Annotated in this window: 14 protein-coding genes; 8 read left to right on the top strand and 6 right to left on the bottom strand. The window is 49.2% G+C overall.

Going from position 1 to position 13,200, the window contains the following annotated elements; translation table 11 throughout:
- Positions 1 to 34: 34 nt before the first annotated feature.
- Together ADIS_RS09615 and ADIS_RS09610 are read left to right on the top strand one after the other, a co-directional pair.
- On the top strand, positions 35 to 793 hold the full coding sequence (locus tag ADIS_RS09615) for an alpha/beta fold hydrolase (RefSeq protein ID WP_010854280.1): 759 nt from the start codon (positions 35 to 37) through the stop codon (positions 791 to 793).
- Positions 794 to 962: 169 nt separating this feature from the next.
- The gene (locus tag ADIS_RS09610; RefSeq protein WP_155907353.1) at positions 963 to 1,967 is read left to right on the top strand and encodes a hypothetical protein; all 1,005 of its coding nucleotides are present in this window, start codon (positions 963 to 965) and stop codon (positions 1,965 to 1,967) included.
- Between the two features lie 59 nt (positions 1,968 to 2,026).
- Here ADIS_RS09610 and ADIS_RS09605 read toward each other — a convergent pair whose 3' ends face one another.
- Positions 2,027 to 2,260 carry a DUF2905 domain-containing protein gene (locus ADIS_RS09605; protein ID WP_010854278.1) on the bottom strand — a complete coding sequence of 78 codons (234 nt, stop codon included), beginning with the start codon at positions 2,258 to 2,260 and terminating at the stop codon, positions 2,027 to 2,029.
- Between the two features lie 11 nt (positions 2,261 to 2,271).
- Here ADIS_RS09605 and ADIS_RS09600 point away from each other — a divergent pair, with 11 nt between their 5' ends.
- Entirely contained in the window at positions 2,272 to 2,988 is a 717-nt protein-coding gene (locus ADIS_RS09600; protein WP_010854277.1) for an SAM-dependent methyltransferase, read from the top strand.
- Positions 2,989 to 3,012: 24 nt separating this feature from the next.
- Here ADIS_RS09600 and ADIS_RS09595 read toward each other — a convergent pair whose 3' ends face one another.
- From ADIS_RS09595 to ADIS_RS09580, 4 genes are all read right to left on the bottom strand, one after another.
- On the bottom strand, positions 3,013 to 4,356 hold the full coding sequence (locus tag ADIS_RS09595; RefSeq protein WP_010854276.1) for a Gfo/Idh/MocA family protein: 1,344 nt from the start codon (positions 4,354 to 4,356) through the stop codon (positions 3,013 to 3,015).
- A 237-nt stretch (positions 4,357 to 4,593) separates the two neighbouring features.
- Positions 4,594 to 4,851, bottom strand: coding sequence for a hypothetical protein (locus tag ADIS_RS09590; protein WP_162141570.1), 258 nt, complete (start codon positions 4,849 to 4,851; stop codon positions 4,594 to 4,596).
- 57 nt (positions 4,852 to 4,908) lie between these two features.
- Positions 4,909 to 5,256, bottom strand: coding sequence for a hypothetical protein (locus ADIS_RS09585; protein ID WP_010854274.1), 348 nt, complete (start codon positions 5,254 to 5,256; stop codon positions 4,909 to 4,911).
- Entirely contained in the window at positions 5,253 to 5,837 is a 585-nt protein-coding gene (locus ADIS_RS09580; protein WP_010854273.1) for a hypothetical protein, read from the bottom strand. Before ADIS_RS09580 ends, ADIS_RS09585 begins: the two co-directional genes overlap by 4 nt.
- A gap of 163 nt (positions 5,838 to 6,000) precedes the next feature.
- Between ADIS_RS09580 and pnuC the strand changes: the two genes are divergently transcribed.
- The 3 genes from pnuC (at position 6,001) to ADIS_RS09565 (ending at position 8,179) form a co-directional block, all read left to right on the top strand.
- Positions 6,001 to 6,615, top strand: a complete 615-nt coding sequence (pnuC, locus tag ADIS_RS09575; protein ID WP_010854272.1) for a nicotinamide riboside transporter PnuC — start codon at positions 6,001 to 6,003, stop codon at positions 6,613 to 6,615.
- Positions 6,608 to 7,132, top strand: coding sequence for an AAA family ATPase (locus tag ADIS_RS09570; RefSeq protein ID WP_010854271.1), 525 nt, complete (start codon positions 6,608 to 6,610; stop codon positions 7,130 to 7,132). The genes pnuC and ADIS_RS09570 overlap by 8 nt, the downstream gene beginning before the upstream one ends.
- Positions 7,133 to 7,249: 117 nt before the next feature.
- Entirely contained in the window at positions 7,250 to 8,179 is a 930-nt protein-coding gene (locus ADIS_RS09565) for an SMP-30/gluconolactonase/LRE family protein (RefSeq protein ID WP_010854270.1), read from the top strand.
- Here the strand turns inward: ADIS_RS09565 and ADIS_RS09560 are convergent.
- Positions 8,176 to 8,415, bottom strand: coding sequence for a hypothetical protein (locus ADIS_RS09560; protein ID WP_035805451.1), 240 nt, complete (start codon positions 8,413 to 8,415; stop codon positions 8,176 to 8,178). The two genes, ADIS_RS09565 and ADIS_RS09560, sit on opposite strands and share 4 nt — an antisense overlap.
- A 205-nt stretch (positions 8,416 to 8,620) precedes the next feature.
- On the opposite strand from ADIS_RS09560, the gene ADIS_RS09555 reads away from it, so the two are divergent.
- Together ADIS_RS09555 and ADIS_RS09550 are read left to right on the top strand one after the other, a co-directional pair.
- Positions 8,621 to 10,276: a proton-conducting transporter transmembrane domain-containing protein gene (locus ADIS_RS09555; protein ID WP_010854268.1), complete on the top strand. Its 1,656-nt coding sequence runs from the start codon at positions 8,621 to 8,623 to the stop codon at positions 10,274 to 10,276.
- Positions 10,277 to 10,331: 55 nt separating this feature from the next.
- Positions 10,332 to 12,809, top strand: coding sequence for a YbcC family protein (locus tag ADIS_RS09550; protein WP_035805449.1), 2,478 nt, complete (start codon positions 10,332 to 10,334; stop codon positions 12,807 to 12,809).
- Positions 12,810 to 13,200 lie beyond the last annotated feature (391 nt).

The following is a 13,200-nucleotide window of genomic DNA, read 5'->3' as shown; positions in this document are numbered from 1 at the left end:
ATTTTTGATAGAAAATGCAAAAAAAAGAGATAGTATGCAATTGAATTTTCGAAAAGCAGGTGAGGGCAAACCTCTGGTAATTTTGCACGGGCTGTTTGGGTCGGCTGACAACTGGATGGGCATTGCCAAAGACCTATCCCAACACTATACCCTGTACCTCGTAGATCAGCGTAATCACGGCGACTCACCGCATTCAGACGAGTGGAATTATGCCGCAATGGCGGATGATCTGAAGGAACTGCTGGATGCAGAGAGCCTGGATACCGTGTGCCTAATGGGGCATTCCATGGGGGGCAAGACGGCGATGAACTTTGCGCTGAAATATCCAGAGCGGGTCGACAAGCTTGTAGTGGCAGATATTGCTCCTCGGTATTACCCGGTGCATCATCAAACCATTTTGGAAGGACTCAATAGCCTAAATTTCGATAAGATAAGCTCCCGGAAGGAAGCAGACGATCAACTGGCCAAGTACATCCCGGAGCTGGGCATACGGCAGTTTTTGCTGAAAAGCCTTACCCGGGTGGATGGCAAATTTGCCTGGAAGATCAACCTACCCGTGATCACCGAAAAAATAGAAAATGTGGGCGAGGCCCTGCCGGGAAAGGGACGCTTTGAAGGACCTACCCTATTTATGGGCGGGGAAAACTCCAAGTATATACAGGAAAAAGACCGGGAGGACATGGAGCGGTTTTTTCCCGGACACCACCTGATCTATATCAAAAAGGCCGGCCATTGGCTGCATGCCGAGCAGCCCGAGGCGGTGGTAGAGACGCTGAAAGCGTTTTTAAGATAGGCTAACCTAAATGATTGGTTTTATCTAATTTTTTAGGTAATTTTAGATAAAATCTTTTTCTATGGTACTAAATGGTGTCCGTTATTTTCCAATAGTATTGGCTGCTATTTTATCCTGTGGCAGCCCAATCGAAGATTCAGGGAAATTAATTACTTTAAGGGAAAGCCCCATGCCACTTTCCCTTGAGGACTATTTCTACCATCCAAGTGCGTATGTGTTAACTGGTGATGCTGAAGTACGTAGCCGCCATGCGGTATTTTTCACGGAGGAAAACGTAGTCCTGGTTGATCAATACGATCGTGTGGATGTTTCCGTAGTTTCTCTCGACGGAGCGAGGGTAGTGAATCGGTCTTTTTATGGGGAAGGGCCGGAAGACTATACAGAGATTACCGCAGCTCAGGTCTATAATGAAGAAATTTACCTATGGATTAATAACAGACAGCAGCTGGATGTTTACGGAATGGATCTTGGATTCCGGAGACGAATTCCGGTCGAACTATCGGCGGGCAGTTTGCTCATAAATGACGAGGGGTTGTTTTTTTATCGTGCTTGGTACGATCCATCCAACCCAGCCAAGTTTTCCAAGGTAACTCATGATGGAAAATTAATAGAGGTTTACACTTTTGAACAGGAAGAACGCTGGCTACCGCCTATTTCCGGTGACATGTTGGTTCCACTCACTTCAAAATCACTGCTTCAATATCATCCTTCATCGGATTCGATTTCCTGCATCCACGCAACGAAGTCTACGGCCTTCCAGATCGACTTTAACGGACATTTTTTGAACGCGGCACACATCAGGGATCTACATCCGCTCGAACAACTAAAATACGTCAATGGATTTGAGGGATATAGGACACTGCAATCAGGTATTAGGTGTAGCAATAATGAAGTACTTTTCTCGCTTAGCTATCAATCCAAGCCTTATCACCTCTTGGTTGACCTAGACGGAAAAACAGCTACTCGCTATAGCCAATTAGTATTGGGGGGTTTCTCTCTACCAAAAAATGTACGTTTTTTGGGAAGCAATGAAAAGGGAACCTGGTTTATGATGGCAATGACAACTTGGGAGATGAGTGGCATGCAGTCTAAAGTCTCACCAACCATCGTTCCCGATGGAGGAGCTATCGACCAAGAATCGTCGGTATTAGTTTATTTGCCATATAAGCGATAGGTATAAACTTGTGTTGCCTAATTGTAAGGTTTGGCCTGTCTGCTTGGGTATTTCGTGATTTATCCGCTAACCTTCCTCCAAAGGTACAGCAGCAGGGTTAACAGCACGCTGACCAGTATGGAGGTGCCCAGCGGAAAATAGAACGTGAAGTTTTCCCTTTTGATCACGATATCCCCGGGCAGTGACTTGAACCCTCCCCACTTGGGAAGCAGCCAGAGCAGAAACCCCGCTGCGGCCAAAAGCAGTCCGGCAAATATCAGTATCTTTGCCACATGTCCGGTTCCATGTTCCATACCCAAAAATAATGCATTCCTACGGAAAACTCTATCTAATCCCCAATGTACTGGCCGAGGGTACGGCGTCCAAGGTGATAACGCCTCAGGTGAAGGAGGTGATAGCCCATACTACCTATTATTTGGTGGAGAATTTCCGTACCGTAAGGCGCTACATCAGTAGCCTTCAGCTTGGGGTGGATATTGGTACACTACAGATGTCCCTATTGGATAAAAATTCCTCCGAATCCCAATTGGCAGAACTGATGTATCCTCTCTTTAAGGGCCATGACATGGGCGTGATTTCGGAGGCGGGCTGCCCGGGCATAGCCGACCCCGGCGCGTTGGCGGTGGCCTATGCGCACCGAAAGGGAATTCAAGTAGTGCCCCTTCCGGGACCTTCTTCCATTTTTCTGGCATTGATGGGTTCTGGTTTTAGCGGACAGGCATTTGCCTTTCACGGATACCTGCCGATAGATAAAAAGGAGCGGGCGGCAGCCATCCGCAACTTGGAAGCCACCGCCCGCAAGGATCAAAGCACACAGATTTTTATGGAGACCCCTTTTCGTAATCAGCAGCTTGCGGAGGATCTGCTTCGGCACCTGTTGCCCACTACCCTGCTATGCATTGGCAAGAACCTTACTGCCGAGGATGAAGAAATCCGCACCCTGCCGGTGAGTGCCTGGAAAAGCAAAGGTTTGCCTTCCCTGCACAAAATTCCCACGGTGTTCTTGCTATCCGTATCCTGAAATTCAAGCACCTCGCCCGTGTCTCTACGCCTTCTTGGCCAGTGGTTTCAGGGATGTCAGGTCGGCGATCTTCACGATTTTTCCGGTTTCGATGCTTTGTCGTGCCGCTATTCCGATCAATGCCGACATGGCCCCGTCCCTGGAACCCGCAGACTGCTTAAACCGATCCGGGCTATCCGGGAACCGGAAGATTTTATCTTTTAGGCGGGGGTCTGAACCCCCATGACCACCAGATTGGGGGATTACCTGTATGGTCTTGACGTGGCCAAAAAGGTTGGTAATCACGATTTCCTGGTAGGGAGGCACGCCCGTCGGCATGGAGGACTTGATCCATGCATCCAGTCTTCCTTTGGTGCCATTGATTGCCACGCGGAAGCCTTCGTAGGGGGAGAAGGCCGTGAGGGAATAGTTTACGGGTACTCCATTGGCATACCTGTACTGCACGGCCATGGTGTCGTAGATATCTATTTCCTTCCGAAAGACACATCCGTCCCGCAGGTATCCATCGTGCTTTTCATGATCCACATAGAGGTTCATCGCTCCCCGGTCTTTGGTAATGTCCCAATAGAAATTGCAGGAGGATTTATGCGGGCAAGTGCGGCAATGGGTGTGGTGGATAGGGCTGTTTTTTTGCCCATAAAAATCCAGCGATCCGTAGGCAAAGACCTCTTCAGGTTCCGAATCCATCCAGTAATTCAGCGTATCAAAGTGGTGCGTGGCTTTATGCACCAAGAGGGTGCCGCCAAACTGCCGCTCCCCGTGCCATCGTCTGAAATAGCTGGCGCCATGGCTGGTATCCAGGTACCAGTTTAGATCCACGGATTTGATGTCCCCTATTTCACCGTTACGAAGGAGCTCCCAGATTTCCTCCACATAGGGTGTGTAGCGCATGTTGAAGGTGACGATTACTTTGTTGCCGGTTCGCTTTTCAGCTTCAAAGATGGCCTCGCATTTCTCCGCATCGGTGGTCATCGGCTTTTCGGAGATCACCCGCAGGCCAGCCTCCAGGCCTTTGATGATAAATTCATGGTGGGTAGAATCTGTAGTGGTAACGATTAGGGTGTCCGGTTTGGCCTCTCTTAGCATTTTATCGAAGTCTGTGTATACGGGGCAGGCCACTTTCATCTGATTTTTGGCGTAGGCCACCCTGCCCGGATTGATATCACAGAGCCCGACGAATTCGACGATATCACTGTAGGCTTCTACCACAGAGGTACCCCACATACCTATCCCTCTGCCGCCGGTACCTACCATGGCGAGCCGTTGTTTTTCCCGTCGATAGCCGTATCCTGCCAAGGGAGACAAAAGGCTCCCCGCTGCCAGTAGTCCGGTATGCTGAATGAATTTCCGTCGATTGAGTGATTCCATAGAGTTTGGGGGTATTTCGTTAAAGCGATGTTTTGGTAAGCGGAACGGCAGGTCTTGGTGATTGTTTGCCCGTGATTTATGATTCACACTACTATTTAAGCATTTTCAGGCAAAAAAGGATGTGGGTGGTTTGTTTTCTCCTCTACAAGTGATAAACGGCGTGAAGTCCCTTCAAAAAAGCACAAGCTAGCCTGTCACCCGGTCATTCCTTTGCCCAATAAAAACATCCCGAACGAGCTATGGCTTCCGTAAAAAATAGTACCGTATGCCCAATGTCGGCTGGTCCATCATGCCTTTAATTCCGAAACGATAGCCGGTAATTTCTCCTTCACCTTGTGAAGATCTGCTTGAATTTTTCATCCTCGCGAGGTCTCCTTGTAGAAAAATCAGCTCTAAGCTCCATCGGGGATTTGGGAAGTAGATGATGCCGCCTTCGGCAAAGACCCCAAACTCACGCTTTCGGTCCACGGACTCTTCCTGTAGCGGCGAGCCCATGAGTAAGTACAATTCTTCGTTTTCATGCTGATAAAAAGCACCCAAGGTGCCTAGAAGCTAAAATTTTTCCGCGACCTGCACGTGTTTCCGGATTCCCGAAAACACCCGAAAGTCTCTAATAAATCGCTCGTTTGGATTGCCGTCAATAAACGACCATTCTTGCGTCCGTCTGTTTGCAGTAGCCCCCGTTACCACGGCGAGGCCATCTCGGAAAAAGTATGCATAGGATGGAGTGATTCGCAATGAACCGAAATTTGCACCGGCGACTTCCCAAGAATCTTTGAAGATGCCACCTGAGAATTCAAGCCCCAGGGAGTGGGTTCTATTCTCCAGCTGAGAGAATGCAGCCTGCGAGTAGACCATCAGGATGGCAATGAAAAGGGTTGTTTTAGTGAGCCAGTTCATTGGTTTTTGCGGGTAAAGATATAGGCAACGGTGACAAACCCTGAATTGGACACGTTGGCTGTAAACTGCCGGGATGTATTTTTACTCGTCGTGCTGATGGCCCTATTTACCAATCGGTAATTCAAGGAGCCCAAGGAAAGATCAAACATCCACCGTGTTGTGGGACGGTAGGTCATTCCAGGTGAAAAGCGTAGGGATAGATCGTTGAATTTGTATTCATCGCTCAGGTTGGTGAGGTAAACCATCGAGGGGCCGAACTGAAAAAAAAGCTTTTCGGTAATGGTCACATACCTTCTGTAAAAAAGGGAGACCCCACCGGAATGCCTGGCATAGGTACTGGATAGACCACTGTTGATGCTGAGAACCGGAGAAATACCCACGGCGTCTTGTGACGACGTAAAAATTCCGATCGAAGGTTGCAGTCCGAATAAAGTGCGGGTTTGGGAATTGGTCGCAGTGTACACATCTAGGTTTATCCCGCCTCCGATAAATGCCTCCCCTTTGGCAAACTGGGCATAGGAGGCGGATAGTGGAGCCAAAAAAAGGAAGGACAGAAAAAGGTATCCGATAAATTGTTTCATAAACTGAATTTTAGGGAGGTAAAAAGTTTTATTCCCAGACACCTAACTTACGGGTAGCAACTCATAAGGTTTGCGAATTTACTAATAATTTAGTAAATAATTAATCTAGGGCTAACTGCGGGGGAAATTTCCGATTCCGTCTTTTTTGTTCGATTTTCGGCCCATGGATTGGTTCATGGAAGGGCTTCAGGCCGGTATTGCGGAAATGTCCTGGTTGGAGGCCGTGGCTGTTTTTTTTGGATTGGCATCGGTGTTTTACTCGATGAAGGAGAATATACTGGTGTTTCCGACGGGGATCGTCAGCACGTTGATTTATGTGTGGATATGCCTCCAAGTGAAGTTGTATGCAGACATGGGGATCAATGCCTATTATTTCAGCATGTCTATTTATGGTTGGTATGTTTGGTCCAGGCCTAAGCCGGGCAGTTACCGGCTACCCGTTACCTGGTTGAGCCGGAAGGGAATTTTGAATTCCTTGCTGTTACTGGTAGGTTCGTATGTGGTATTATATGTTGTGCTGGTCACTTTTACCGATAGCGATGTACCCCAGTGGGACTCCTTTACCACTGCTACGGCCTTTGTGGGCATGTGGCTGATGGCCAAGAAAAAGGTGGAGAATTGGATAGCCTGGATTATCACGGATTTGGTGTCGGTACCTCTTTATTTGTACAAGGGGTTGGTGCTTACCTCTTTTCAGTTTTTGGTGTTCACGGTCTTGGCGGTAATGGGACTAATGGCCTGGATAAAATCTGCAAAACAGGTTTCTGCCCATGCTTAAGCGCGTAGTCATCATAGGCCCCGAGTCCACGGGAAAGAGTACCCTCAGTGCCGATCTCGCCGCTTACTTCGGCGAACCCTGGGTACCCGAGTACGCCCGGGAATACCTAAACCAGCGCAACGGCTCGTATGATTACGATGACCTATTGAAGATTGCGGAGGGCCAGGTAATCAGCGAAGATACGTTGGCTGCCTCGGCGAGGAATTTCTTGTTTTGCGATACGGATCTACACGTGATAAAGGTGTGGAGTGAACACAAATACGGTAAGGTGGATCCGTGGATTACCCAGCAGCTCAAAAGTAGGCACTATGATGCCTATATCCTTACCGGCGTAGATATGCCTTGGGAGGCGGATCCACTGCGCGAACACCCGGATCCATCTATGCGCGCGTACTTCTACGGGGTGTACCAGCAGTTGTTGGAAGATCGGGGCCTACCTTTGCTGGCGGTCAGTGGTTCCTCTGTGGCACGTCTCGAGGCAGCGGCAGCCTGGCTGGAAAGGCAGCAGAGCTGGTAGTTCCGCCAGTGGAAAAATGAATGGAATCGTGAAATATGCGGGACAAACTTTCTATCTTTAGGAAGCGATCGCCTTATCTTTGATCATTCAACCCACGGATAGAATCCAATTACGCACATGAAGAGAAATTTGCTCCTTGCGGGAGTGGCCATGCTGGCTGCCTGCACTTCCAATTCCAACAAAAACCAGTCCCAAACCATGGAAAACCCATCAGCCGAAGAATATTACGTAGCCAAGCCCTTTACAAGTGGGGGAGAATTTACAGGAGGTATTGAAGGGCCCGCTGTAGATAGAGACGGCAATCTTTACGTGGTTAATGTGTACCGGGAAGGCACCATCGGTAAAGTAACTCCTGACGGAGAGGTGTCCATCTTCATTGAACTTCCAGAGGGTAGCACCGGAAATGGGATCCGTTTTCACAGTAACGGAAAGATGCTGATCGCCGATTATACCGGCCACAACGTACTACAGGTGGACATGCAGACGAAGGAAATAAGTGTGTACGCACACGAACCCACTTTGAACCAGCCAAACGACATCGCTATCATGGACAATGATATCGTATTCGCCAGTGACCCTAGCTGGAAGAACAGCAACGGACAGATATGGAGGGTTGGTAAGGAGGGTAGATTCGAACTCTTGGAAGCCGAAATGGGAACTACCAATGGTATAGAAGTCAGCCCCGACAATAAAACTTTGTATGTCAATGAGTCGGTGCAGCGAAACGTTTGGGCCTATGACCTTTCTCCCAGCGGAGAGATCAGCAACAAACGATTACTGATTCAGTTTGAAGACTTCGGCATGGATGGCATGCGCTGTGATGTGGATGGCAACCTCTACATTACCCGCCACGGTAAAGGCACGGTGGTCAAGCTTTCCCCGGCCGGAGCGGTATTGGAAGAGATCACCATGTCAGGCAGCAAGCCTTCGAACATCGCTTTTGGCGGACCCGATGGTAAGACTGCCTTCGTAACCCTTCAGGACAGCGGCAACATCGACTATTTCCGAGTAGAAAGCCCCGGAAGGGCCTTTAATCTTTTTTACTAGCTAAGACTGCCCGTCGTCATTTGGAGAAGCAACGCCACTGCCTGTTTCCGGTTTCGATAGCCGGAAACAGGCATTTTTTTTACCTGCCTATGATTGATGGCGCTCACAACTTTTCCAGTGCCCAAGGCAAGGACAGCCTCCCCCAGAGTCAGTGGAATCTCGCATGTTCTATAAACCTCATAAAATGTGTAGCAGCCATCATGCCTGACCGCCGCCGGCCGGCTTGAATTTTCCATGCGTTTTCAATCCTTTGCTATGAGAAGTCGCTATGGGTAGTTTCTCAGGTAACGTTTACCCGAAGGCCTGTCTTGACTATTCATGGAGAGTAGAACACCTTTTATTGATTTCGAATCATAAAAATCCTTTATGGTTTCCATACTAAATCAAAATGAAAACTTATGGATTATTTTTCAAAACTTTGTGCCGTAAAAAAACCTTTCCATGACAGAAAACGTCCTTACGCTTATTGCATTACTCTCTCCGGCGGTTTATGTGGCCGTGGCTGTTACCTCATGGTTTCAGCCCGGCCCATCGCCCAAAAATGTTCTTTTCGCCAGCAGAGCGGCTTCCCTTACCAGTATCTTGATAATTGCCTTTTGTGCTTTTTTTGTTGTCAGGGACGGGATGGTTGCATCCGGCTTGTTGGGAATCAAAGAGGTGGGACTAAGCATTCGCCTAGATTCCCTTAGCACGCTCATGTTGGGCATGATATCCCTGCTAGGGTACATCGTGATCAGGTTTAGTCGGAATTACCTCGACGGGGATCAACGGCATGGAGCCTTTATTGGAAAGATGGCGGCTACCGTGGCCACGGTTCAGTTGCTTGTGATTTCCGGTAATATTGGCTTGCTCTTTATCTCTTGGGTGCTAACCAGCGTATGCCTACACCGTTTGCTGCTCTTTTACCCTGAGCGACCTGGAGCGCAAGTTGCTGCCAAAAAGAAGTTTATACTTGCGAGATTGGGAGATGGTTGCTTATTGATTGCACTTGCCCTGCTGTATGGCGAGTTTGGATCCGGCAACTTGGAGCTCATTTTTGAGGGCCTAAAAAATCGGATAATCACCGACGGCGGTTCACTTTCCATAGAGTTTGCCGCCTTGTTCCTTGCTTTGGCAGCCGTGTTCAAATCAGCACAGTTTCCAACTCACGGCTGGTTGATTGAAGTGATGGAAACACCGACCCCGGTTTCGGCCTTACTTCATGCCGGTTTATTGAATGCCGGTCCTTTTCTGATTATCCGCATGGCCTTTGTGATGGATGCCAGTACGTTTGCGCCGATTCTGTTATTGGTTTTGGGGGCGTTCACTGCGGTATTTGCCTCGGTGGCCTACATGACGCAAACCTCCATCAAGACGGCTTTGGTATATTCCAGCGTCGGTCATATGGGATTTAGCCTGATGGTTTGTGGCTTGGGGGTGTATCCGGCAGCGATGCTTCACTTGGTTGCCCATTCTTTTTACAAAGCCCACGCGTTTTTGTCTTCCGGTAGCGTAATCGACGTGCTCCGCGCTTCACGGGTGGTGGCTGTCACAAGAACGGTGACCGCCATGCAGATTGTTGCGGGAATTCTTCTGGCCTTACTCCTTTATGCTGGTTTTGCCATGCTATGGGGCATTGATCCGGTTCAGGAGCGCTCGTTGGTATTTGTTGGAGCCGTCATTGTGCTCGGTCTGGCCCGTATCTTTTCTTCAGCTTTGGCTCAACAGCTGCATACAGGACTGCTTGCTCGCGCCGTGGTGCTCGCAGTTACGGTTACGATATCCTTTTTCGTACTGGAATCCACCATGCAGTACCTTATTGGATCCCAGCTACCCGGGCTTTCCGTACCGGGCACGGGCAAAACAACCGGAATGGCAATTGCATTGGGAGGTTTTGCCACCGCAGTGTTTTTGCAGCTTTTTTCTCCCTTTTTAATCCATAATCCTGCCTACCAGTCCATGGCCGTACATTTCAGGAATGGTTTTTATGCCAATGCCTGGTTTGATCGCATCATTCAGGCATTTCGGATTCCGTCCACCGATTTGGGCAGGGTACAGCCCGCACCATTGCCCGGGGCGTCTTCCCATAGGTCTGGGCGCATGGATACCCTCCGGTAGTTTTATCACCCTACCCTGAATATGAATCGAAAACCTTTCAGCCTTTATAAAACAAATGGAACAACACGTGCTAGCGACTGCAAAAGAAACCAAGCAGGCGTCATTGACAGAAAGTCTACAGGAAGCCTGTAAAAAAATTGCTCCCCTGTGGCCGTTGGAAAATTTCGTAGCGGTGAACCCCTTCCTGGGTTTTACCGGGCAGACCTTTGAAAGAGCAGCCCAGCAATTATCCGATACGGCCGGTATCCGAATAACGCTGCCACTGTCATTTTACAGAAACAAGATCCGTGAGGGAAAGATCAAGAAGGCAGATTTGCTCGCTGCTTTTCAGCATAAATCCCTTCACGAGGTAGATTTGGAGGCTTTTATTCGGCAATTGGAAGCCACACCTGATTTCCCTCTGCCGAGCCCTAGGGTTTTTACACTGGCAGATGTAGCATCCCAAGTATCTTCACAGGATTGGGTCCGATTTTCAGTTGCCCGAATCTCCGCTTGGGCTGCCTCCTATTTTGACAATGGGCAAGCTTTATGGCAGGCTGCTGATTCCCAGCTGGGAGCTTTCGAGTCTTGGAAGCGGGAGGCGCAGATTGATTTGACTCCTGAGATCAGCGGTTTGAAAGGATTTCGAAAAATGGTTCGATCGCTGCCCGATCATCCGTTGCACGCTGCGCAGGCTGCACTTGATTTGCTCGGGGTGCCTGATGAAGGATTGCCTTTTTATCTGCACCGCTTGTTGCTGCGTGTGGGAGGATGGGCAGCCCATGCTGCCCGCTTGGATTGGGATAGTGAATTGTATGGGAAAAAAGGCGGGTATATGGTCGAGTTCCTTACGGTACTCCTTTGCTGGGAGGCCTGCTTACTCCGTTCGCTCCCGGTTCGGGAGCTAAATCTTAGCTGGATGTCGGCCAAGAAAAACCTATCCGAATTTACAGAAGACACCGAAGTGGCCCGAGAGCTTTCCCAATCCGTGCTGCTGCAGGATGCATTTGAATTGTCGATCCAACGGGAGCTTTTTGAAAAGTTCCAAGGAACCGAATCCATGCCCTCCAAGCCTTCCCAGCCGACGTTGGCGCAGGCGATTTTCTGTATAGATGTGCGTTCGGAGGTATTCCGTCGCAACTTGGAACAAGCCGACCAACGGATAGAAACCATGGGATTTGCCGGATTCTTTGCCTTCCCTATTCAGTTTGTGCCACTCGCGCGCGGCGAAGGGGAGGCCCAGTGTCCGGTTCTCATCCCCACCGGTCCTACCGTGCTTGAAGTTACTACCGATAAGGCCTCCCACGAGGCTGCTTACAAAAAGCGAATCCTCCACCATCAGGTCAGCCAGGTTTGGAGATCGTTTAAGTCCGGCGCGGTTACCTGCTTTAGTTTCGTGAGTCCCTTGGGAATCTCTTTTCTTCCCAAGCTGTTCACCGATTCCTTTGGTATCACTCGTCCGGTGCCCCATCCAGACCAGGCAGGGCTGAAGGGCCTTGGATCTCAGCAAAAAGGGGTATGCCTGGAGGAGCGTAGCCATGGAGATCTAGTGGTGGGCATTCCGGTACAAACCCGAATCCAACTTGCGAAGAACGCGCTGAAAGCCATGTCGCTTACAGAGAACTTTGCCCGGTTTGTGCTAGTTGTCGGGCATGGCAGCACTACGGTCAACAACCCCCATGCTACCGGATTGGACTGCGGGGCTTGCGGAGGCCATACCGGTGAGGCGAACGCGAAGGTGGCCGCAGCGGTACTGAATGATCGGTCTGTACGCGAGGGACTGACAAAGGAATCGATCGCAATACCTGAGGACACCATCTTTTTGGCCTGCCTTCATGATACGACCACGGACGAAGTGACGATCTACAATGAATGGGAGGTTCCGTCCGACAAAATGGCCGCTTTGGAAGAGGTGAAGGTGTCTCTGGCAAAGGCTGGTAAGGCAGCTAGGGCTGAGCGGGCACTTCGTATGGCCATCGACACCAATCAGGATAAGGCAGTGATCGCCCGAAGCAAAGACTGGTCTCAGATTCGTCCCGAGTGGGGGCTGGCCGGTTGTACAGCCTTTGTGGTGGCGCCTCGTGAGCGGACAAAAGGCCTGGATCTTGGTGGTAAGTCTTTCCTACACTCCTACGACTGGAAAAAAGACCGTGGGTTCTCTATTCTCGAGTTGATCATGACTGCCCCCATGGTGGTGACGAGCTGGATCAATCTGCAATATTATGGATCAACCGTAGACAACAAGCATTTTGGATCGGGAAACAAGACGCTCCATAATGTGACTGCCGGATTGGGCGTCCTGGAAGGGCATTCCGGAGATCTGCGTGTGGGCCTTCCCTTTCAATCGGTACATGATGGAGAAAAGTATCAACACGAACCTGCCCGGCTGAGTGTGGTGATCGAAGCACCGCTGGATGCCATGAATGACATACTCGCCAAACATCCTGCCGTACGAAACCTCTGCGATAATGGATGGATATACCTCTTTGCAATGGACGAACAGGGCAAGGTGGCCTATCGTTACATTGGGGATTTGCAGTGGGAGTGTGTCTGATTGAACCTTCGCCCCTATTTTGGAAGGATTGCGCTAAGGAAAGCCAGGAGGTAAGCCCTCTTGGTTTTTCTTTTTGGCGGATTTTGTAATCAGCGGTTACGCATCAAATCAGCTTTCTAAAAAATCGTAAATAGAGAAGTAATGAAACAAGGAAAGCGGCCAATTGACCGCTTTTTTTTGCTCCTCCATCAACGATAGTTACAACCGAATCAGCTTATTTAGGTCATTGGAAGAAATCAATAGACAAGCTTTTAAAGTTGGAAGCCGTATTTGGCCTCCTTAAAATGAACTGAAAAATTAACTTATATTTCGTTTATTACGTTTGTTTCGATTACATTTGACGGGTATTACATAAAGTCTATTATTAAATTACACAAAATGTCACTATCTT

The sequence above is a fragment of the Lunatimonas lonarensis genome, assembly GCF_000390185.1.
GTDB classification, from domain to species: Bacteria; Bacteroidota; Bacteroidia; order Cytophagales; family Cyclobacteriaceae; genus Lunatimonas; species Lunatimonas lonarensis.
This window is presented reverse-complemented; position numbering and strand designations above follow the sequence as displayed.